The organism is Emcibacteraceae bacterium (genome assembly GCA_041396985.1).
Lineage (GTDB): Bacteria > Pseudomonadota > Alphaproteobacteria > Sphingomonadales > Emcibacteraceae > Pseudemcibacter.
Genome location: JAWKXO010000003.1, coordinates 396,648 through 418,561 on the forward strand (window position 1 = coordinate 396,648; position 21,914 = coordinate 418,561).

Here is a 21,914-nt window from a genome sequence, read left to right on the forward strand (position 1 = left end):
TTGGTTTGGAGAAATACCATGAAAACACTTGAATATAGTCAGTATTATACTGAAGAAAAAAGAGATTTGGTAACTGATGGCAAATTTGATTTTTTAAGTCTGCCGGAGGCCGTTGCGTCACTGAAAAGTGAAGTACCCATTTATGTGATTTACCCTGAAGTCATAAAGACTCGGGCAGAATATTTTATAAATAATTTCCCGGGACGGGTAATGTTTGCTGTGAAAGCAAATCCGAATGTAACAGTTCTCAAATGTCTTTGGGATGCCGGTATCCGTCATTTTGATGTTGCTTCAATTAATGAAGTAAATCTTGTGGCCGGGTTATTGCCAGAAGCAAAAATGTATTTCATGCATCCGGTGAAATCACGCAAAGCCATTCGTGACAGCTATGCAATGGGCCTTCGTCATTATGCTGTTGATTCAATGGACGAGCTTCATAAAATCATCGAAGAAACGAATGAAGCAACTGATCTTGTCATTCATATCCGTATTCTGCTTGAAAATCAGAGTGCCGCTTATGATCTTTCCGGAAAGTTCGGCGCCAGTGCTGCTTCCGCGGTGAATTTGCTGAAACAGGCTGCTTTATATTCAAGCCGTTTGGGGATTACTTTCCATGTAGGTTCCCAGACGATGGATTCCGCTGCCTATAGAAAAGCATTGGGTGTAACAAAATCGATTATTGATAATGCAGGTGTGCCTGTTGAATTTATCGATGTCGGTGGTGGTTTTCCTGTGGCATATCCGGGAATGCCGTCTGCGCCGCTTTCAAATTATTTCAACCAGATCGAAGAGGCAATGGCTGAATTTGGACTTGATCATCTTGAGCTTGTGGGTGAGCCGGGGCGCGCTTTGGTTGCTGAAGGTGGGTCTACTCTTGCGCGCGTTGAGCTGCGTCGCGGTAATGATCTTTATCTTAATGAAGGCGTTTATGGGTCTTTTTTTGATGCAGGAACTCCGGAATGGCGTTATCCTACATCACGAATCGGAATGAATAAAAAACACGAAACCATAGCGGAATACCGTTTTTTTGGTCCAACCTGTGATTCAATTGACACAATGGTCGGACCGTTCCACCTGCCTGCAAATATTAAAGAAGGTGACTGGATCGAAGTGGCCAATCTTGGTGCTTACGGACAGGCCATGGCAACACATTTTAATGGTTTCCAATCCGATATCACAATCACTGTGCCAGGTTTTCCGGCCCATTTAAAATTTGTTGAAAATAATACGTAGAATAAGGAATTTATAGTATGACAATCAGAAACATACCCGATAAGTCAGAAATATTAAACTCTGTTGTCGAACATATTGATATTAAAAGTTTTGATGCCCGCCCGATCATTGATCAGATGGAAAAAATGTCTTTTACCAGTCGTGATCTGGCCCGTGCGGCACGTATATTTAATATGGCTATTGAAGATCCTGACTGCAGTGTAATTTTAACACTTGCCGGGTCAACATCTGCGGGTGGCTGTCTTGATGTATATCGGGATATGGTAGAGCTGGGTATGGTTGATGCAATTGTTGCCACAGGGGCAAGCATTGTTGATATGGACTTTTTTGAAGCTCTCGGTTTTAAACATTATCAGGGGGACCAGATTGCAGATGATAATATGCTGCGTGAGCTGGCAATTGACCGTATCTATGATACCTATATTGATGAAGATGAGCTTCAGATTTGCGATCAGGTCATTAAAGATATCGCCGATAGCCTTGAGCCGCGGGTCTATTCATCACGCGAATTTATCTATGAAATGGGCCGTTGGCTGAAAACCAATGCCAAGAAAAAGAATTCACTGATCGAATGCTGTTTTGATCATAATGTTCCTATTTTTGTGCCGGCCTTTTCTGATTGCTCGGCCGGGTTTGGGCTGGTGAAGCATCAGGTCGAAAATCCTGACAGTCATCTGTCAATTGATAGTGTTCGTGATTTCCGTGAACTGACCGACCTTAAAATCAAAGCCGGTTCCACCGGACTATTCATGGTTGGTGGCGGTGTGCCGAAAAACTTTGTTCAGGATACAGTCGTTTGTGCTGAAATTCTTGGTATTGAAGCTGAGATGCACAGATATGCGGTGCAGATCACAGTGGCCGATGTTCGTGATGGCGCCTGTTCATCTTCGACCTTAAAAGAAGCCAACAGCTGGGGTAAAGTTGATCTAGCCTGGGAACAGATGGTTTTCGCCGAAGCATCAAGTGTTGTACCGCTTATTGCCAGTGATGCCTACCACCGGGGTGGCTGGAAAAAACGCAGCAAAAAAGAATATACAAAACTGTTTCAGGGGTAATCAGAATGGCTGATTATAAAATCCTTGCATCTGAAGATGCCTTTCTTGGCTTGGAAGAAGAGGATGCCGTATCCTATGAACAGGCAAAAGCGGTCATCATTCCCTTTGGGCTGGAAGCGTCCGTTTCCTATGGCGGCGGGACAGAAAATGGGCCGGCCGCTATATTGAAAGCGAGCCATCAGGTTGAGCTTTTTGATGAGGATCTCTGGTGTGAGCCTTACAAAAATTATGGTGTTGTTACGCTTGAGTGCGCTGCCGATAATAAAAAGGACATACCATCTGAACTGGACAGGTTGGAAGAAATCGTCAGGTCAGTTCTGGAAGATGGAAAATTTCCCCTTGTACTGGGCGGGGAACATTCACTGACGGCAGGATCAATCAGGCCATTTGTCAAAAAATATGATGAGCTGGTTGTCCTGCATTTTGATGCCCATGCTGATTTGCGCGATGGTTATGAAGGTGAGCATTATTCACATGCAGCCGCTCTCAGAAGGGTAATGGATTTTGATAATGTAAAACTTTATTCTTTTGGCATCCGTAATATTTCAGCGGGGGAAATCCCATTCCTTGAAGCCAATGGCCACAGGGTTAAGATTTACTGGGCCAAGGATAAGTCGGCCTGGAACTTTGATGAAATTATTTCTCACTTTAAAGGGAAAAATGTATATCTGACTTTTGACCTTGATGGCTTTGACAGTTCGGTCATGCCAGCGACAGGAACGCCTGAGCCGGGTGGCCTCTTCTGGGATGATGTCATTCCAATTATCAAGGCAGTGGCAAAAGAAAGCAATATTGTTGGGGCGGATGTAGTTGAACTGGCCCCGATGGAAAATCTGCATGCATCAGATTTCCTGGCTGCCAAGCTTTGCTATAAAATTTTGTCCTATTCTCTTAATCAGAAATAAATTTACTAAAATGAATAACGACCTTTGCCGTAATGGGTGAAGGTCGTTGTTTTTTGTCAATTTGTTGCATAAATGTAACGGTTTTTTGATGCGTTCGTTGCTGAAAAGTGACTCTGTTGTATTTATGTGACTCTTATTGGTTGTAAAATGGACAAAAATTGATCCAAATAGGACTCATTCAACATTTCACAAAATCAATAAATTTCTTGCATTTGGGCCAATTATATTGGAGCTTGAGACCCATTCACAAAATACTGTAAGGTTAAGCTAAATAAACTACAGTTAAATAAAATATTATGGAGGATTTTGCCATATGAGTTTCCGCGAGGGTATACTAACGGCCTTAATTGTTATCTTGAGCATTTCATCTTTTGCTACAGCACAAGCTGCAAGCTGTGGCAATGCACCGGATCTGCTTGAAGAAATTATGAAACGGGGGAAAATTCGAATTGGCTGGATTAATTCAAAACCATTTCAGTACCGTAATGAAAAAGGCGAACTTGAAGGTGCCTTTGTCAATGCCGGTAATATGCTCGGGCAAGAACTCCTGAAAGTCGAAGTGGAATGGGTGGAGGCAAAATGGGATACATTCATTGCCGGGCTTCAATCCGGTAAATATGATGTTGTTATTTCCAATGTCGCCCGAAGGCCAAACCGGGCGGTTTCGGTCTGGTTTACCAAACCTGTGGTAATTGGTTCGCAAACTTTTCTTGTCCGAAAAGATAAAAATATTAAAAAACTGGCTGACCTTGATAAACCGGGTGCCACGGTTGTTGTCCGTCTTGGAAGCGCGGCCCATATTACCTATACCGAAAATGAAAAAGATTTTTTTAAAAATGCCCGAATTAAATCGGTTGCGCCACCGGCTCTTCCAGAACAGGAAGTGGCCAGTGGTCGTGCAATTGCCATGGGGGCCGGATCAATTGAAACGCAGCAGATTGCCCGTGCAAATCCGGACTGGGCAGAAGTAGTAGTCTTACCTGAATCGCCAAGATCGGTTGGGGCCGGTTTTGTAGTACCGCAATGCCAGCATAATCTGCTTCACGTCATGGATACATTTGCAGACACACTTATCGAAACCCAGTTTCTGGTCAAACAGGCAGAAATTTATCCCGATTTGGTCGCAGGTTCTATTGTCGCGCCAACCCGTCTGATTGGCGATTTACCACGCTGATAATGTAAGAAACCCAGGATAAAAAGCTATAGAATATGGAATTTGAATTTCGTTTTGATATTGTATGGAACAATTTACCGCTTCTTCTGGAAGGGGTTCAGACGACAATAGTTCTCTCACTTCTGACCATGGTTCTGGGCACGGTTATCGGACTGTTTGTTGCCATAATCCGTCTAAGGGTGAAACGGGTCTATGCCGTCCCGTTTATTATTTATGTGGAAGTATTCAGGGGTACCCCCGGGCTTATACAGATTGTCTGGATCTATTATTGTCTGCCAATTGTGACCGGGTTTCAGCTGGGGGAACTGACATCACTTGTTATCGCTATGGCGCTTAATGTGGGTGCCTATCTTTCGGAAGTATTCCGTGCCGGCATTCAGGGGGTTGATAAGGGACATATTGAAGCCGCTGCGGCGCTCGGCTTTCGACCTGCTCAGATTACCCGTAGAGTGGTTGTGCCGCAGGCCGCTTACCGCATGATCCCGGCGATCGGCAATGTATTTGTCTCGGCTATCAAGCTTTCATCACTTTGTTCAGTGCTTGGCATGGCCGAACTGATGTATCAGGGGCAGATCATCATTGCCAATTTCTTCCGGCCCATTGAGGTTTTTACTGTAGTGGCGGTTATTTATCTGATTATGGCTTACACAACATCTCTGTTTATGATGTATCTTGAATGGAAATTTGCCTGGGTACGGCGAAGCGATAACTCATTTTGGGAAAAATTCAGATATATTAGCCGTGCTGCCTTCAGTCTTAAACCGCAGGGGGATATTTAACCATGTCCTCGCTTGCAAAAAACACAGAAAATAAACTCGCGGTGGAAATTACCGACCTTCATAAATCATTTGGTTCTTTGGAAGTGCTGAAAGGCATTAATCTTCGTGTCAAACCCGGTGAAGTGATCTGTATGTTGGGGGCGTCAGGTTCCGGAAAATCGACGCTGCTGCGCTGTATCAATCAGCTGACAATTCAGGACCGTGGCGAAATACTGATTTACGGTGATCCGATCGGGTTTGAAAAATCTAAAGACGGAAAATTGAAAGAAGCAAGTACAGGCACCCTAGCAAAACAAAGAAGCCATATCGGTTTTGTGTTTCAGCAATTTAATTTATGGCCGCACCGAACTGTTCTGGGCAATATTACTGATGCTCTCCTGGTCGTGAAAAAACTGACAAAAGATCAGGCGGAGAAAATAGCCCTTGTAAGACTTGAAGAAGTGGGGCTGACAGACTGGAAGGATGAATATCCGTCAACCCTGTCAGGAGGACAACAGCAGCGTGTCGCCATTGCCCGTATGCTGGCGATGGAGCCTGATGTCATGCTGTTTGATGAGCCAACGTCTGCCCTTGATCCCGAACGGGTGGGTGAAGTGATTGACGTCATGCGGGCACTGGCCCAAAAAGGTCATACCATGATCCTGGCGACCCATGAATTAAACTTCGCCCGAGATACGGCGGATCGGGCCATATTCATTGATCAGGGTGTCATTGTTGAAGAAGGACCGGCAAAGGATTTCTTCAAAAATCCGAAAAGTGAGAAACTACGTTCATTTTTAAAACGCATGGGAAATGGGTAAGATGAGTCATACAGACAAAATCAGTCATTCCCCTGAATATCATCTGGCTAAATATGCCTGTGAACTGTCCTTTGATGATATGGACAAAGTTGCGCGGCAGCATTTATCGCATTTGATTTTTGATGCGGTTGCCATTTCAATTGGTGCCTATAATAAAGGCCATAAATCAGGGCTCATTAACGAAAATTTTATTCTGGAAACGTATCAGAACTCAGGACAAGTCCGCCTCTGGTCCGGGCGGGGGACGCTAACCGCTGATCTGGCGGCCCTGTGCAACGGCACATGGACCGAAGTTCTTGATTTTCAGGATGTTGTGGTTGATCCACGTAATAATGGCCATCTGGGTGTAACAATTATTCCAGCGGCTTTTGCCATCGCTGAGAGAGAAGGGCGAAGCGGTGCTGATCTGATTACCGCCGTCGCAGCAGGGATTGAAGCATCTATTGCCATACTTCGTTCTGTTGGGCGCCGTCACAGAAGCGAGGGACGCGGTTTTAGGACCACAAGCATTGCGGCGCCACTTGGTGCCGCTGTCGCCTGCGCCAAATTGCTTGATCTTGATGCGACGGGAATGCTGAATGCCATGGGCATTGCCGGTGCCTGTTCCCCCAACGGATTGATGCCCTCACTTTCCGCATCCAACGGGTCTTTCGGCATGGACAAGGACTGGGTCAACGGGCAGGCGGCCCAGCTTGCAGTAAATGCTGCTGATCTTGCAGCACGTGGGATGACCGCAAGTGACCGGGTCGCCACCGGTGAAATGGGTATTGTTGCCAGCCATGGTCATGGTGACGGGCAGCCGCTTATTGTGCCGGAAAAAGGAACCCCGAATATAGGACTTATTTCCCTAAAGAAATTTGCGGCCTGTTACGGTGTCCATAGCGCGATGGAAGCAACCATTAATTTGAAAAAAAATCATAATATACAGATTAATGACATCAGAAAAATAATAGTAAGGGTAAAAGCGGACAGTGCCAAAACACTCTCCACCAGATCAATTTCCAATCATATGGCGGCCCGTTTCAGTCTTCCTTATGCGGTTGCTTCTGCCGCTATCAGGGGGGAGCAATCTTCACTTGAAGATTTTGAGGAACCGGCAATTTTTGATAAAGACGTACTGGATTTTATGGATGTCATAGAAATTATTGCAGATCCTGCTCTTACCGATTTTCATGTACGTACCGGCGGTTTCCCGGCCCATGTTGAAATCTTGACAAAAGATGCATCATTTGATTTGCGAATTGATTATCCGGTAGGATCCATGCAGCGACCAATGTCATGGCAGGAGATAGAGGAAAAATTTATAGCGCTCACCACACCCCATTTTTCAGAAGTGCAGCAAAAGAAGATTTTGGAAGCGGGCAAAGATATTTCAAAATTAAAATCATTGGATGAACTGACCTCTTTGCTTTAGTCTTAATAAGAATAAGATAAAAAATATAATCCGTTAATGAATTTATACAATTTAGAGCAATCAGCATGACCCTGCCATTTTCAGTAGAAGAATTTAAAGCGCGAATTAAAACGGTTCAGAACCGAATGGAAGAGCGTGATGTCGATGTGCTGATGGTTTCTGATCCAGGGAATATATACTGGCTGACGGGAATAGAGAACTGGACATTTTATGTGCCGCAGTTTGTTCTAATCTTGCTGGATAAGGATGAACCCGTCTGGATCGGTAGGGAAATCGATACCTCTGGCGCTAAGCGTTCAGGTTGGTTTAGTGCTGACAATGTTTATAGTTACCCGGAAAATTTAATTCAGAAAGACGGTGTTCATCCATCAATCGCTATCGGGTCTTTAATGAAAGATTTTGGGTTTGGGTCAGCACGGATCGGATACGAATCCGACAGTTATTATTTTTCTGTTATGTCCTTTGATTTTTTAAAAAAGGAACTGTCTGATGCCACATTCATTGACTGCAATCTGCTGGTCAATTGGGCAAGGACGGTGAAAAGCGAAGCTGAACTTACCTATCTGAGGCAAGCATCGCGGATTGTCGAGAAGGCGATGAATGTGGCCTATGAAATGATCAGGCCGGGGGTTCGACAATGTGATGTGGTCGCAGAAATCTATAAAACGCAAATTGCCCCCGGTCCTGAATATGGTGGTGATCTAACAGCGGTTTGCCCGCTTATTCTGGCCGGGGAAAATACTTCAACTGCTCATCCGATCTGGAACGATCAGCCGTTTGAGAATAACCAGACCATTGCCATTGAACTGGGCGGCGCCCGCAGACGGTACACAAGCGCTTTGGCAAGAACGATGCATCTGGGGCATAATCCGCCAGAGAAACTGATTGATACGTCAAAGGCAGTGGAAGAAGGACTTGAAGCCATTATCGCGTTTTTAAAGGCAGGTGTAACGGGGGATGAGGTCTATGAAATATGGAATACTATTCTTGCCCGATATAATCTTACCAAAAACAGCCGGATTGGCTATGCACAAGGAATTGGTTTTCCTCCTGACTGGGGCGAGCATACAATCAGCCTTAGAAAAGGAGAGGACAGACCCATTGATGCGGATTGCTGCATACATATTATGATCGGTATGTGGATGGACGGCTGGGGCATGGAAATGTCGGAAACAGTACGGGTGTGTAAAACAAATATAGAATGCCTAACAAATTTTCCACGTGAAATTAATGTGATCCGAACATGAGCAAAAATGGCAAAGAGAATAAAACAGGTCAAAAAAAGGAAAATGGTGCTATTAAGCTAAGTTCGCCGCCCTGTTTGATGGGTGAAGTTGATCTTGAATATATGGGGTTGAATGATATTCCTGAAAATAACCAAAAGAAGAAAAAGGAAGATAAATAGGATTTATTTTCTACTGCGCATGCCGGGGATAATTTTTAAATCTTTCCTGCAGGTCATTTTTTTATATTTTTCAGTTTCCACACCATAAATGGCAATCATACCGTTTTCATCATAATGAAGCCCCCAGCCAAATTTTTTAACCAGTGGTGAAGTTCGCAGGCATGCCTTTGGTTTTGAGAAAAATATATCTCTGTTCAGGTCTATGTCCTCATTTTTAAGATTATTTTTTTCTGTATGTATCTTAAACAAAATATCATCACTGTTTAATGTGTATGGAGCACTATTGATCAACGAATACTGCAAACCCGCTATCGTTATTTCCTTTTCTGGAACCGTTCCCTCGGTCGCATCAGAATCCGGCGAAACAGTGATGAATGTGTTATAATAATTTGTTGATTTCATATCTGAATAACATTTCTATGAATTTTGTTCCGAGGGGATTTCAACCGAACGATTTGCAATGACAAATAGAACCAAGGTGAGCATAAAGGCAATAAGGAAACCACTTATGACCGGAAGAAGAGAGCCGTCATAATATTGCCCGATAATGGTGCCGCCAATAATGGATATGATGAATGAAATCGAACCGATGATCGCGGAGGCAATACCGGCAATATGACCCATCGGTTCCATCGCGAGCGCATTTAAATTACCGAAAATAAAGCCCAGATTAAAAAACATGAAACTGGCAAAAGTAAGAAACATCCAGAACTTTATATCAATATTCAGTAACAAAATCAGGAAAAGTGCAGAGGCAATCATATTTGCGGTCATTGCCCGTCTGCTGATAGTGCGCATACCATATTTCATGACGAGGTTTGAATTTAAAAGCGAGGCAACACCAAATGTCAGCGCAAGGCCGCCGAAATAAAGCACGAACATTTCACCTGTATTAAATATTTCCTGAAATATCTGACGGCTTGAATTGATATAACCCATCATGCTGCTGAACATTAAACCCATGCCGAGTGTGTAACAGACAGTGGCCTTATTGCCGATGACGGCACAAAGTCCGTGATAGAGGTTTACGGCCTTATAAGGCACTCGGTTTTCTTCTGAAAGGGTTTCTTCGAGCCGGAATGTTACCCAGGCGAGGACCGTGACCGCATAAAAAACATAGAAAAGAAAAATATATCGCCACGATGCGGCAAATAAAATGCCTTGACCAAGGCTTGGGGCAAGGGCCGGAGTCATAATAAAAATCATCATGACCAGTGACATAATTCTGGCCATTCCTGCACCACTATATTTATCACGGACAATGGACATGGTTGATACATACGGTCCTGATGCACCCAGTCCCTGAATGAAACGGCCAACAAGCATTATTTCAAGTGAGGGTGCATTAAAGCAAATGACACTGCCCAACAGATAAAAAATCATGCAGTAAAAAAGTATTTTTTTACGGCCGATCGCGTCCGACAACGGCCCACTGATTAATTGACCAATTGCCATACCTGCGAAAATAACACTGATGATGTGCTGAGGCTGGTTTACGTGCTCAACATTGAGATCATTTCCTATTATGCCAAGGGCAGGCAGCATTGCATCAATGGAAATGGCCACGATTGACATCAGCACAGCCATTAATGCAATGAATTCCTTTTCACCAACTTTTGATGGATTGGCTATCTTATAATTCTTACTATTACCCATTTTTATTTTTCTATCTTTAAGCCACTATTGAATATGCTCAGGATCCATCCAGAAAATTTCCCATGTATGCCCGTCCGGATCATCAAAGCTGCGCTGATACATAAACCCATAGTCCTGCGGGTCACGTATTTCCTGCCCACCTGCTTTTACCGCTTTATCCACCAGTTCATTTACCGCTTCTTTATTCTCAGCGTTGAGCGCAATCATCACTTCTGAAGACTGATGGGCATTGATAATTTCTTTGTCTGTGAAATTTTTATAATGCCCATGTGTCAGCAACATCACAAATATGGTGTCGGAGACGATCATACAGGCCCCGTGTTCATTGGTAAATTGCGGGTTAAAGCCATAGCCGATTTGTTTAAAAAAATCCATGGATTTATTCAGATCGGTTACCGGAAGGTTTATAAAAATCATTTGAGACATACTAAATACCCTTTATGCGTTTTTTAATTTTTCAATATCGATTTTGGTCATTTTGAGCATTTCAGCCATCACCTGTTCAGCTTTTTTGGGGTCGGCGCTGCTCATCAAATCACCCAGTATGCGCGGGACAACCTGCCATGAAACACCAAATTTGTCGGTGAGCCAGCCGCACTGGCCAGGTTCACCACCATCAGATAATTTTTCCCAATAATAGTCGACTTCTTCCTGATCAGTACAATCAATCATGAATGATATGGCCGGTGAAAAGGTGAAATGCGGACCACCATTGAGAGCAGTAAATTTTTGTCCGCCGAGTTCAAAGGATACGGTCATAACTTCTCCCGCCTTTTTGCCTGTAACTGCTTCTGCTGATTTTCCATAATGGGCAATGTTAGTGATTTTCGAATTTTTAAATATCGACAGATAAAAGTTCGCGGCGTCTTCCGCCTGATGATCAAACCACAGGAATGGGGTTATTTTCGACATTTTCACTTTCCGGTAAATTAGTATCAAAGTCTAAAATTCAACGATTGTTTTAAATCCGCCATAGGCCATTCGTTTACAGTCAAAAGGCATATTGTCCAAGTCACAGCTTTCTGCTAGGCGTGGATCATTGTGGACTTTTTCATTCACTGCATCACGGTGTTCGCGCGACTTATATTCAATATAGGAAAAGACGGCTATTTCGTCTTCCGGTACATTAAATGCTGCCGGAAAAGTCAGGCAGAACCCTTTATCCTCCATATCTTCACCAATACATTCCCTATAGGAAATGGCACCATGCTCCTGCCAGATTTTACCAGCAATTTCAGCCATTTTTTTATAATCATCCAGCCGGTCTTTTTTAACGGCAAGAACAAACCCGTCGACATAGGTCATGTTATTTTCCTTCCTGATTTTGTGTTTGTTTCATAATTATTTGGTTTAAATTCTCAAGGCCGCTGTCAAAGCTTGAATTCATCATTTTTTCGACGTTAAAAACTGTATGCATCAATTTCATAAGAAAATTTCGCTGCCACCACATGCTCCAGGTTACTTCTGTGCCATTACCCACCGGTGTGAGTGTAAAACCAGCCCTATTTGTTGATGCAAATGGTTTAATGAATTCCAGTCTTACCATCACTTTTTCATGAGGGATGCTTTCTACAATCGTATCACTGCCCATACCGGTCTTTTTGCCATTCCAGCTGTAACTTGCCCCCACCCCGGATTCCGGCCCTTCATATGTAATTTCTGCCTCAGGGTCGGCGCGCATCCAAGGGTTCCAGGTATTAAAATTGCGGGAATTATTGATCTGTTCAAAAATAACGTCGGCAGGAGCTTCTATGATCCTCGAGCGGGAAATTTTAAAAACTGTCGATTTTGACAATATTTTTATCAGAAAAATGACAATAAGAACGGCCAGTCCGATCAATATATAATTCAGCATCCTGTTTTTCCTTTTTAATTATCAATTTTAATATTCATCATGGAGCCGACACCAACCATATGTGGGCGTTTGCGGTGTTCCTTTTGGCACATTTTGCCAGTCTTCCTGCCGGCCATATGGTGTAAGATCAAGCAGGGCATAAGTTGATCCAAGTGTATCCATGCCCCGTCCCTTAGTGAAATAGGTCCTGAATATTTCACCCTTATGACGTATAAAAACATTAAGTCCGAAATATTGCGGCACATCAAAATCAGGATTGAAATCATCCATGGTTGAAACCCAGAGAAACTTCCAACCCATTCTTTTTTTGAAAGCTTCAATTTCATTGATTGGTGCCCGGGCTACAACACAAAAAGTCGTATTGCGGGCATTAATATGGGCAAGGTTAGGCATATTATCCATCGCCAACCCACATCCTGTACAGGGACTTTTATCACCGGGTTTTAACATATGGTGATAAACAATAAGCTGATCACGCCCTTCAAAAAGATCGCCAAGGCTCAATGTACCATCATTGCTTTCAAAATTATAATTCTTTGTGACTTTAACCCATGGCAGTCGGCGGCGCTTCTCCGCAAGCTCATCAAGGGCACGGGTCAGCTTCTTTTCTTCGATCAAATGCGCTTCTCTCGCCCTTAACCATTCCTCTTTTGTTGCCTCAATATACTCCACCATGATTTTACCCTTTTTTATGTCTTGTATTTATTTAGCGATCACTATATAAATGCGCCATTAAATGTTTGTCAAGCATTTTTGTAATGATCACTACAAAAGAGGTAATATGACGAAAGGAAGGCCAAGAAAGTTCGATAAGGACGACGCTCTTGAAACAGCTATGAAGCTATTCTGGCAGCATGGGTACGAAGGTGTCTCTATCGCAAAATTGGCAGAAGCCATGGGTATTAATGTGCCAAGTCTTTATTCTGCTTTTGGAAACAAAGAAAAACTGTTTATGGCGGCTTTTGATAAATATAGCCTTTTAGGCGGTCATATTTATATAGATTCGCTCAAACAAAAGACTGCCCGCGAAGTGGCATACAGTATTTTAAAAGGTGAAGTCGAGCTTGTTACAAATCCGGAACATCCTGATGGATGTATGGTGATTTTAGGGGCACTTGTTACCAGCTCCGATTCAGATCATATCAAAAAAAGAATGGATGAAATGCGGCAAACGCCGCCAAAATGGATGGCTGAACGCTTCGCACAAGCCATTAAAGAGGGTGACTTATCGCCTGAGGTGGACCCGAAAAGTCTGGCCTGTTACATCATGACTTTAAATTCCGGCCTTGCCGTTCAGGCAAAAAGTGGTGTCGGCAAGAAGGAGCTGATGAAAGTCGTTGATATAGCCATGAGAAACTGGCCTTTTGTTGACTGACTTTGTTTTGAAGATCCAAATTCAGCAAATAAAATTATTATTCAGTGCCATAAAAATTTCCCAATCATTATATAATTCTATAGGGTATGGATTGATAACTTTGATTTGGAGAAAAATATGAAACATGTGCCGCTGCGCCGCTCGTTATTAGCATTCAGTTTAACGATGCCGTTTTATGGATTTGGACTGTCTTTAATTGCCAGTGCTCAGGAAGATAATAATACGGAAATTCATAAAAAACTCAGCGATCTTGAAAAAATATATGGCGGAAGACTTGGCATTTCCATGATAAATACCGGCGATAACAGTATAATAAATCATCGCGGCGATGAACGTTTTCCCTTTTGCAGCACTTTCAAACTCATGCTTGCTTCGGCAATTTTGCAGGAAAGCATATCAAATCCAGATATGCTAAATATGCGGGTTAACTATAGCGAAGCTGATAAAGTGACTTATTCTCCAATTACCGAGAAGCATTTTGATGATGGTATGACCATTGCCGAGCTTTGTGCCGCTGCGGTGCAATATAGTGATAATACGGCGGCCAATCTTCTCATAAAACATCTGGGCGGGCCGGAGGCCGTCACTCAATTTGCCCGTTCAATTGGTGATGAAGTGTTCCGGCTTGACCGCTGGGAAACTGAACTCAACTCCGCCATACCGGGTGATCCGCGTGATACGACGACACCGGGAGCGATGGCAAAATCCATTCAAAAACTGGTACTTGGTGACGGGCTTCCCAATAAACAGCAAAAGCACTTACAGGAGTGGCTTAAAGGAAATACAACGGGGGATACCCGCATACGCGCAGGTGTTCCAAAAGGCTGGGTTGTCGGTGATAAAACCGGTAGCGGTTCATATGGGGTAACCAATGATATAGGTGTTATCTGGCCCGTAAATGGCGCGCCGGTTGTATTGGCTGTTTATTATGCGCATACGGATGAAAAAGCCCCAAATGTAAATGAGGTTGTTGCCGATGCAACCCGGGTTTTATTGACAGGTTAGAGCCTTGAAGTACTCTATTTAGCGCTTAACATATACTGGTTAATCACATTTTCGTACCATTCCTGCTTGGAGCTTATTCTTTCCGGCTCACCATATTCAACGGCCAGATCACGCAGGTCTGAGAGCGATAATTTTCCGGCCTCGAAGTCTGCCCCCTTGCCACTGTCATAGCTCTTATAACGGGCTGCTTTGTGTGCTGGCAATGCGCTATCATTAAGTATGCGGTGCGCTATTTCAAGGCCGCGGGCGAAACTGTCCATGCCACCGATATGGGCAATGAAGATATCCTCCATGTCTGTGCTTTCACGGCGGGTTTTGGCATCAAAATTGAGCCCTCCTGAGCCAAGGCCACCGGATGCGAGAACCACCATCATCGCATGAACCGTGTCATACATATCGACCGGGAACTGGTCCGTATCCCAGCCATTTTGAGGATCACCACGATTGGCATCAATGCTGCCGAGCAGTCCGGCATCGGCACACATCTGAAGATCATGCGCAAAAGTATGTCCGGCCAGGGTGGCATGATTGGCTTCGATATTCAGTTTGAAATCCTGATCAAGGCCATGATGGCGCAGGAAACCGATAACTGTCTGAGCGTCAAAATCATATTGGTGCTTTGTTGGTTCCATCGGTTTTGGTTCAATCAGGAATGTTCCCTTAAAGCCATTGGCGCGTCCATAATCTCGGGCGGTTGTAAGAAAAGTTGCAAGGTGCTCGAGCTCGCGTCTGGTGTCGGTATTTTGCAGGCACATATACCCCTCGCGACCGCCCCAGAACACATAATTTTCGCCGCCCAGTTCTATGGTGGCATCAATGGCGCCTTTTACCTGCGCTGCGGCATGGGTCAGAACTTTAAAATCAGGATTGGTTGAGGCGCCGTTCATATAACGCGGGTTGCTGAAGACATTGGCTGTCCCCCAAAGCAGCTTCATTCCTGTTTCACGCTGCCGTTCTTTGGCAAGCGAGACCATATGGCTAAGGTTTTTTCGCGTTCAAGAACACTGCTGGCATCGGGGGCTAGGTCAATATCGTGAAAACAGTAATAGGGAACCCCAAGTTTGGTAAAAAGCTCAAAAGCGGCATCCAGTTTATGACAGGCTGCGGTCAGGGAATCGGGCGAAACGTCCCATTCAAAAACCTGAGTGCCGGGGCCAAACGGGTCCGCACCTGTCCCGCAGAACGTATGCCAGTAACAAACAGCAAAGCGTAAATGTTCAGCCATGGTTTTGTCGCCGATTTTCTTATTTGCATCATAAAATTTAAAAGCGAGCGGATTATCTGACGTCGGTCCTTCATAGCCGATTTTTGAAATGCCTTTGAAATATTCTTTATCGCCGATAAATATATTGCTCATTTTATTTGTTTCCTGCTTTTATGACTTTCCGTAATGAAGGGTAATCAGTTTTACAAATGATTGATAGTCCTGATAGATTTTTTCATATTGTGCGACATTTTCAATATCCGGGGTACAGTGCTTGCCTTTATTTTTGCTTAAGTGATCCTTGATGATTTGATTAAGCGTTATGGGGTTGCCGGTATAATTTCTATAGGCCCAATATGCCTGCAAAATAGCACCGAATGCGGCATTTTCCTGTTGTTCGAGAATCCGGACCGGCAGGTTTAAAATGTCAGCGCAAATCTGCCGCCATAAGGCACTTTTGCTGCCGCCGCCAGTCAGGGTGACTTCCTTAAATTCCATACCGCAGCGTTTGAAAGCGTCAAGCCCTGCCTTAAGATTAAATATACCCGCTTCCATGGCGGAACGGATAAGATGGGCATTGGTTGTATTTTGCGGCGTCAGTCCAAATATGGATGCTTTGGCCTTGGGCAGGGCCGGTGTCCTTTCCCCATAAAAAAAGGGTATTGTAATGACCCCATCCGCTCCCGGCGGGATAAAGGACGCCAGTTTTTCCATTTCCAGCAAATCCACTTCAAGAAGGTCCCGCATCTGTTCTGTGGCGACTGTGCAGTTCATGGTGCATAAAAGCGGCAGCCAACCGCCGTTTGAAGAACAAAAGGCGGCTAGCTCCCCATCCGGATCAATGGCGGGTTGGTCATGATAGGCAAATAATGTGCCGGATGTACCGAGACTGGCGGTCAGTTTGCCGGGTTCACTATTGCCGGTACCAATCGCCGCCATCATATTATCTCCGCCGCCGGCGCTGACCACCACTTCAGGATTTAAACCAAGTTGAGCGGCGATATCCTCATTGAGTGTTCCGACAATATCATCCGCCTTAATGAGTGGCGGCAGGCAGTCCATTAAATCACGGTCCGGATCAAGGGCTTTAAGAACGGCGCGGCTCCAGCGTCTGTTTCTTACATCAAGCAGTCCGGTACCGGAGGCATCCCCGCATTCCATGGTCCGCTTTCCGGTCAGATAAAAATTAATATAATCATGGGGCAGCAGAATAGTGGCCATTTTTTCATAGGCTTCCGGCTGAAATTTTTTAAGCCAGAGAATTTTGGATGCCGTATATCCAACCGCTATAGAGTTTCCGGTGATCCGAACACATTCCTGCTCACCGCCCATTGCCTCCATAATTTCATAACATTCTTCACTGGTTGACGTGTCACACCATAATTTTACCGGAAAAAGAACATTTCCTTCCCCATCCAGTGGTACGAACCCGTGTTGCTGCCCGGATACACCAATGGCAACGACCGTTTTTTTGATCTCTGGATCAATTGCATTTATGCAATCCTTTATACCGCTCACCCACCATTCGGCCAATTGTTCCATCGTGCCGTCGGGTTTGGCTATAATGTCAAAAGGATGGGTTTTTTCAGCCAGAATTTTCTTCCTGTCAGGGCAATAGACCATTAGCTTGACGCTCTGCGTGCCCAGATCTATTCCCAAGATTGTTTTTTGTGTTGCAGTCACTACAGTCCCCGAATTTTGTGTTTTTTAAAATTATCCCAGCAATTCTTTATGGACAAGCGGAGATTTAAGATTGTTTTGAAAGCTGACAAATCTGCCGATCCAGTTCATGAAGGAAATTTGACCTGTCGGCTTTCGTGAAGCTGGGGTTATGTCCTTTGCTTTCTCCTGTTTCCCGCAAATGGGCTTTTAATTCCCGCATGGCAACGGCCATGCCAATATTATCAGCTGAAAAGAGTTTGCCCGTTGGTCCAATGGCAATGGCACCGGCATCAAGGCATCTTTTTGCCAGGGGGATATCGGCCGTAACAACGATATCATTTTTACCGATATGTTCGGCAATCCAGTTATCAGCCTGGTCAGCGCCTTCGGATACGACAATTTTTTGCACGAGCGGACCTGCATCAATTCTCATCCACTGATTACTGACTAGAAACACAGGCGTGTTATGGCGATAGGCCACTTTTAGAATTTCTTCCTTGACCGGGCAGGCATCCGCATCAACATATATTGATATTTTATGGCTTTGCTGGGTCATTCTTTTTTTGAACTTTCAATCATACCCGGTTATTATTAACATATTCATATACAGTATTGATCATAATATAGCGAGACAAGCATTGGCCCGGAAAAAAAATATTGAAAAATCAGGTTTGGAAAATCAGGTAGGACACCTTTTAAGGCGCGTATTCCATAAAGCACGTGGCAGAATGCAAAAGAAAATTGCCGAAACCGGGTTAAGCCCGATGCAGACTGCGGCAATGACATCCTTAAGAAAACTTGGACCGACATCACAAAATAAACTTGGCCGCCGCATTGGTATGGAACCGGGAAATGTTCATGGCCTGGTGGACCGGCTATTAAAAAAAGGAATGATAACGTCCAAGTTTGTCGATGAGGGACCTGGGCTCCATATACTTGATCTGACAGATGAAGGGCAGAAAATTGTTGATATGGTTATCCCGCTTGGTGCCGAAGCAAATAAGGAAACATTGGCACCACTATCCCCGGAGGAACAGGAACAGTTTATGGACTATCTGAGGCGTCTTTTATAACGTGAATGCGTTGACTCTATCGATTTTACTGTTATTATAATAACATTATTTTATCAGGAAAGTTTAGCATGGCAGAAATCGTACTTGGAATGTGGACGTCGCACGGACCCACCTTGTCAACAACACCGGAACAATGGCTGATGCGGGTAAAGGCGGATCAGAACCGCCCGTCACATCCGTTTCGTCTAGGCAATTATTCATTTGATGAGCTTAAAGAACTCAGGAAAAATGAAAATTTGGGTGAGCAGGCATCCTTAAAAGAGCGTACTTTAAGACATGGTCGCTGTCAGCAGGCCATTACCCGGATGGCGGATATCTGGGATGAGGTAAAACCGGATGTTGCCGTTATAATGGGCAATGATCAGAAAGAGATTTTTACCGATGAATTAATCCCGGCCTTTACAGTATTCAGCGGTGAAACATTATTTAATGAACCGGCAAATGAAGCGCAAATCCCCCTTATGGCACCGGGTATTCATGAAGCGGAAAGCGGCCATAATCCGGCAAAATATACTGAATATCCGGGACAGGTGGAATTAAGCCGACTGATCATTGAGCAGTCAACAAAAGACGGGTTTGATGTGGCACAGATGACTAAAATTCCCCGCCATGAAAACCACTGGTCCTCCGGTGTTGGTCATGCTTTTGGATATATCTACCGTCAGGTCATGAGGGATAATGTGGTGCCAAACGTTCCCGTTATCACCAATACGTTTTTCCCGCCAAATCAGCCGAGTGCTAAAAGATGCTTTGATTTCGGTCGAACCATTGGCAAGGCCATTAGAAATTGGGACAGTGATTTAAAGGTAGCAGTATTCGGTTCCGGCGGCATGAGCCATTTTGTCATTGATGAGAATCTGGACCAGCTGTTCATTAAAGCGATCAGGGAAAGAGATGCAAAAACACTCATTTCATTGGAAGAGGGTTATTTTCAAACCGGAACGTCTGAGCTTAAAAACTGGATTGCGGCCGCAGGTATTTTATTTGATACTGATCTGGATGGTGAACTGGTTGATTATGTTCCATGTTACCGGTCAGAAGCTGGAACAGGAACCGCAAATGGTTTCGTCTACTGGCGATAATTTTTAGATTTGGAGAGTGATAAATGGATCAGGCAGTAGAGCGTGCTTCCAAACTTGATACGGCAACAATCAGCGATGCTCTGGATAAACTGGGGATCAAAGGTCAGTGTCTTGGCATAAAACCACGCGATCATAATTTCAGAATGACGGGACGCGCTTTTACAATTCTATATGGCCCGGCAGATGTCAATCCGGGAACGGTTGGCGATTATATCGATGATCTTGAACCGGGTAGCGTCGTTGTGTTGGATAATGGGGGTCGCGAGGATGCAACAGTATGGGGTGATATTCTGACCTATCTTGCCCATAAAAATGGCGTTGCAGGAACGGTGATAGATGGAGCCTGCCGCGATGTCCATATGTGCCTGAAGCTTGGCTATCCGGTTTACAGCCGCAGCTATTCCATGCGCACTGGAAAAGACCGTGTACAGGTCGATGCAACCAATGTTCCTGTAAATATTGGCAATGCAAAAGTGCATCCGGGGGACCTGATGCGCGGTGACAGTGACGGCGTTGTGGTTATTCCCAAAGAGCATGAGGAAAGGGTGCTTGCAGCCGCCGAAGCCATTGAAGCGGCAGAGGAAAAGATTAGAGCAGCCCTTCAAAAAGGGATGCGGCTTGACGAGGCACGTGAGCTTAATAAATATCATAGTCTTCAGACCCGGGAAGAATAATCATGCGTCCTGACCATCAATTAATACAAGCGTTAGGGGCGTATGGTACAGCAACCATTCATGAAGCGGCGGGACAGATCGGTGCTTTGCCGGGCAATATAAAACCGATTTCAAAAAATATGAAACTTTGTGGTCCTGTTTTTCCCCTTCATTGTCTGGCAAGAAGCAATATTAATCTTCATGAAGCAATTTATCAGGCGAAGCCCGGCGATATTCTGGTCGGCAGTATTGAAGGGATGAGGGATGCCGGTTATTGGGGGGATATCCTGACCAGCGCAGCACAGGAAAGGGGCATTAAGGGACTGGTGCTCGATGGCTGTGTCCGTGATGCTGATGATATTGATGCATTAGACTTTCCAATTTTTGCCCGCGGACTTAATATTCTGGGCACCGGAAAAATGCGGGGTGGGTCAATAGGCAACAAGATTATGATCGGTGATATTGAAATAAATGCCGGTGATGTTATCGTAGGGGATCGGGATGGTGTGGTTGTTATACCGGCAGCAAAGCTAGAGCAGGTGATTGCGGCATCCAAAACCCGTGAAGATAAGGAAAAGGACGTCAGAAAACGTCTTAAGGCAGGTGAAAGCAGTCTGGAAATTTATAAGTTTCCCTGAGACTTGAGGATAAAATATGAATAGTGATGTTGATGTCAGGGTACTTCGTAATTGTTTTGGAAAATTTGCAACGGGGATTACTGTCATCACCGCCCTTGCCCCTGATGGCACAAAAATCGGCCTGACTGTAAATTCCTTCAGTTCTTTAAGTCTTGATCCGCCAATGATCCTCTGGAGCCTGGATAAAAGGTCCAACAATCTTGACGCATTAAAAAAAGCCAGTCATTTTGCTGTCAATGTCCTTGCTTCCGATCAGATGGATATTTCCAATAATTTTGCCCGCCCCTGTGATGATAAATTTAAGGATGTTGAACTGGTGGACAGCGAGTTTGGCTTGCCCCTGCTGGCAGGGACAGTTGCCCATCTTGTCTGTAAGAATGTTGGTACCTATGAAGGGGGTGACCATCTTATTTTTATTGGTGAGGTTGAGCATTTTGATACCTGTGATAAAAAACCGCTTCTTTACAGTAATGGCCAATATTCTGTGGCAGCCCGTCATCCGGGTGTCAAAATGGCAGAACCGCCGGCGGACGAGCGATCAAGCAATGATGAATTTATTGTGCCGCTACTGCTTAGAAGCTATTGGGAAATTTCCGACCCGTTTTATCAGGAGCTTCTTGATGAAGGAATTCCAGTTGCCCATGCACGTATTCTGGTTCATTTGAGTCACTCACCTGAACTGACCGTACGGGAACTAAGTGATGCCATCCGCGTTGATATGGCGTCTGTTGCGATGTCGGTAAACTGGCTTTGTGATAATGGTCATCTTAAAAAAATAGAAAATGATAAACTGGTGCTTTCCGACAAAGGCCGGGATCATCTTGATAATGTTCAAAGAAGGGCAGAACGATTTGAAAAAGAAGTCCTTGATGGATACAGCGAGCAGGATATTGAACTTCTTAAATCAATGCTGCGAAAGCTTATTTACCGGAATAATCTTTAATTT

General features: G+C 44.4%; 27 protein-coding genes. 16 read left to right on the plus strand and 11 right to left on the minus strand.

Features of this window, described 5'->3' with window-relative positions; translation table 11 throughout:
* The first annotated feature begins 18 nt into the window (after positions 1 to 18).
* From R3D86_09985 to R3D86_10025, 9 genes are all read left to right on the plus strand, one after another.
* On the plus strand, positions 19 to 1,233 hold the full coding sequence (locus tag R3D86_09985) for a type III PLP-dependent enzyme (GenBank protein MEZ5758537.1): 1,215 nt from the start codon (positions 19 to 21) through the stop codon (positions 1,231 to 1,233).
* A 17-nt stretch (positions 1,234 to 1,250) separates the two neighbouring features.
* Positions 1,251 to 2,288 carry a deoxyhypusine synthase gene (locus R3D86_09990; protein MEZ5758538.1) on the plus strand — a complete coding sequence of 346 codons (1,038 nt, stop codon included), beginning with the start codon at positions 1,251 to 1,253 and terminating at the stop codon, positions 2,286 to 2,288.
* 5 nt (positions 2,289 to 2,293) lie between these two features.
* Entirely contained in the window at positions 2,294 to 3,193 is a 900-nt protein-coding gene (gene speB, locus R3D86_09995) for an agmatinase (GenBank protein ID MEZ5758539.1), read from the plus strand.
* A gap of 313 nt (positions 3,194 to 3,506) precedes the next feature.
* Positions 3,507 to 4,367, plus strand: coding sequence for a transporter substrate-binding domain-containing protein (locus R3D86_10000; protein MEZ5758540.1), 861 nt, complete (start codon positions 3,507 to 3,509; stop codon positions 4,365 to 4,367).
* 35 nt (positions 4,368 to 4,402) lie between these two features.
* Positions 4,403 to 5,146 (plus strand): amino acid ABC transporter permease, encoded by a 744-nt coding sequence (locus R3D86_10005; protein ID MEZ5758541.1) that lies wholly within the window; start codon positions 4,403 to 4,405, stop codon positions 5,144 to 5,146.
* Positions 5,147 to 5,148: 2 nt separating this feature from the next.
* Positions 5,149 to 5,946: an amino acid ABC transporter ATP-binding protein gene (locus tag R3D86_10010; GenBank protein MEZ5758542.1), complete on the plus strand. Its 798-nt coding sequence runs from the start codon at positions 5,149 to 5,151 to the stop codon at positions 5,944 to 5,946.
* Position 5,947: 1 nt separating this feature from the next.
* On the plus strand, positions 5,948 to 7,360 hold the full coding sequence (locus R3D86_10015; protein MEZ5758543.1) for an MmgE/PrpD family protein: 1,413 nt from the start codon (positions 5,948 to 5,950) through the stop codon (positions 7,358 to 7,360).
* Positions 7,361 to 7,425: 65 nt separating this feature from the next.
* On the plus strand, positions 7,426 to 8,607 hold the full coding sequence (locus tag R3D86_10020) for a Xaa-Pro peptidase family protein (GenBank protein ID MEZ5758544.1): 1,182 nt from the start codon (positions 7,426 to 7,428) through the stop codon (positions 8,605 to 8,607).
* Complete coding sequence (locus R3D86_10025; protein ID MEZ5758545.1) at positions 8,604 to 8,765, plus strand: hypothetical protein; 162 nt, start codon at positions 8,604 to 8,606, stop codon at positions 8,763 to 8,765. The genes R3D86_10020 and R3D86_10025 overlap by 4 nt, the downstream gene beginning before the upstream one ends.
* Positions 8,766 to 8,768: 3 nt before the next feature.
* Here R3D86_10025 and R3D86_10030 read toward each other — a convergent pair whose 3' ends face one another.
* Genes R3D86_10030 through R3D86_10060 form a run of 7 tightly spaced genes read right to left on the minus strand, consistent with a single transcriptional unit; the run spans position 8,769 to position 12,951 of the window.
* Positions 8,769 to 9,167 (minus strand): DUF6157 family protein, encoded by a 399-nt coding sequence (locus tag R3D86_10030; GenBank protein ID MEZ5758546.1) that lies wholly within the window; start codon positions 9,165 to 9,167, stop codon positions 8,769 to 8,771.
* Positions 9,168 to 9,182: 15 nt separating this feature from the next.
* On the minus strand, positions 9,183 to 10,421 hold the full coding sequence (locus R3D86_10035; GenBank protein MEZ5758547.1) for a multidrug effflux MFS transporter: 1,239 nt from the start codon (positions 10,419 to 10,421) through the stop codon (positions 9,183 to 9,185).
* A gap of 24 nt (positions 10,422 to 10,445) precedes the next feature.
* Positions 10,446 to 10,847: a VOC family protein gene (locus R3D86_10040; protein ID MEZ5758548.1), complete on the minus strand. Its 402-nt coding sequence runs from the start codon at positions 10,845 to 10,847 to the stop codon at positions 10,446 to 10,448.
* 12 nt (positions 10,848 to 10,859) lie between these two features.
* Positions 10,860 to 11,333, minus strand: coding sequence for a VOC family protein (locus R3D86_10045; protein ID MEZ5758549.1), 474 nt, complete (start codon positions 11,331 to 11,333; stop codon positions 10,860 to 10,862).
* Between the two features lie 30 nt (positions 11,334 to 11,363).
* A complete protein-coding gene (locus R3D86_10050) occupies positions 11,364 to 11,726 on the minus strand; it encodes a DUF1428 domain-containing protein (GenBank protein MEZ5758550.1) in 363 nt (120 codons plus the stop codon).
* Position 11,727: 1 nt separating this feature from the next.
* Positions 11,728 to 12,276, minus strand: a complete 549-nt coding sequence (locus tag R3D86_10055; GenBank protein ID MEZ5758551.1) for an SRPBCC family protein — start codon at positions 12,274 to 12,276, stop codon at positions 11,728 to 11,730.
* A gap of 27 nt (positions 12,277 to 12,303) precedes the next feature.
* A complete protein-coding gene (locus R3D86_10060; GenBank protein ID MEZ5758552.1) occupies positions 12,304 to 12,951 on the minus strand; it encodes a DUF899 domain-containing protein in 648 nt (215 codons plus the stop codon).
* A gap of 106 nt (positions 12,952 to 13,057) precedes the next feature.
* Here R3D86_10060 and R3D86_10065 point away from each other — a divergent pair, with 106 nt between their 5' ends.
* The gene (locus R3D86_10065) at positions 13,058 to 13,651 is read left to right on the plus strand and encodes a TetR/AcrR family transcriptional regulator (protein MEZ5758553.1); all 594 of its coding nucleotides are present in this window, start codon (positions 13,058 to 13,060) and stop codon (positions 13,649 to 13,651) included.
* Positions 13,652 to 13,768: 117 nt separating this feature from the next.
* Positions 13,769 to 14,656 carry a class A beta-lactamase gene (gene bla / locus R3D86_10070; GenBank protein ID MEZ5758554.1) on the plus strand — a complete coding sequence of 296 codons (888 nt, stop codon included), beginning with the start codon at positions 13,769 to 13,771 and terminating at the stop codon, positions 14,654 to 14,656.
* Positions 14,657 to 14,670: 14 nt separating this feature from the next.
* Here bla and R3D86_10075 read toward each other — a convergent pair whose 3' ends face one another.
* The 4 genes from R3D86_10075 to R3D86_10090 form a co-directional block, all read right to left on the minus strand.
* Positions 14,671 to 15,630 carry a xylose isomerase gene (locus R3D86_10075; protein MEZ5758555.1) on the minus strand — a complete coding sequence of 320 codons (960 nt, stop codon included), beginning with the start codon at positions 15,628 to 15,630 and terminating at the stop codon, positions 14,671 to 14,673.
* Positions 15,588 to 16,013, minus strand: coding sequence for a hypothetical protein (locus R3D86_10080; GenBank protein ID MEZ5758556.1), 426 nt, complete (start codon positions 16,011 to 16,013; stop codon positions 15,588 to 15,590). Before R3D86_10080 ends, R3D86_10075 begins: the two co-directional genes overlap by 43 nt.
* 18 nt (positions 16,014 to 16,031) lie before the next feature.
* Complete coding sequence (gene xylB / locus R3D86_10085; GenBank protein MEZ5758557.1) at positions 16,032 to 17,543, minus strand: xylulokinase; 1,512 nt, start codon at positions 17,541 to 17,543, stop codon at positions 16,032 to 16,034.
* Positions 17,544 to 17,607: 64 nt separating this feature from the next.
* Complete coding sequence (locus R3D86_10090; protein ID MEZ5758558.1) at positions 17,608 to 18,078, minus strand: YaiI/YqxD family protein; 471 nt, start codon at positions 18,076 to 18,078, stop codon at positions 17,608 to 17,610.
* Between the two features lie 172 nt (positions 18,079 to 18,250).
* Here R3D86_10090 and R3D86_10095 point away from each other — a divergent pair, with 172 nt between their 5' ends.
* The 5 genes from R3D86_10095 (at position 18,251) to R3D86_10115 (ending at position 21,911) form a co-directional block, all read left to right on the plus strand.
* The gene (locus R3D86_10095) at positions 18,251 to 18,595 is read left to right on the plus strand and encodes a MarR family winged helix-turn-helix transcriptional regulator (protein ID MEZ5758559.1); all 345 of its coding nucleotides are present in this window, start codon (positions 18,251 to 18,253) and stop codon (positions 18,593 to 18,595) included.
* A gap of 68 nt (positions 18,596 to 18,663) precedes the next feature.
* Positions 18,664 to 19,677, plus strand: a complete 1,014-nt coding sequence (locus R3D86_10100) for a hypothetical protein (protein ID MEZ5758560.1) — start codon at positions 18,664 to 18,666, stop codon at positions 19,675 to 19,677.
* A gap of 23 nt (positions 19,678 to 19,700) precedes the next feature.
* The gene (locus tag R3D86_10105; GenBank protein MEZ5758561.1) at positions 19,701 to 20,351 is read left to right on the plus strand and encodes an RraA family protein; all 651 of its coding nucleotides are present in this window, start codon (positions 19,701 to 19,703) and stop codon (positions 20,349 to 20,351) included.
* A 2-nt stretch (positions 20,352 to 20,353) separates the two neighbouring features.
* Positions 20,354 to 20,968 carry an RraA family protein gene (locus R3D86_10110; GenBank protein MEZ5758562.1) on the plus strand — a complete coding sequence of 205 codons (615 nt, stop codon included), beginning with the start codon at positions 20,354 to 20,356 and terminating at the stop codon, positions 20,966 to 20,968.
* A 16-nt stretch (positions 20,969 to 20,984) separates the two neighbouring features.
* Positions 20,985 to 21,911: a flavin reductase gene (locus tag R3D86_10115; GenBank protein ID MEZ5758563.1), complete on the plus strand. Its 927-nt coding sequence runs from the start codon at positions 20,985 to 20,987 to the stop codon at positions 21,909 to 21,911.
* Positions 21,912 to 21,914: the final 3 nt, after the last annotated feature.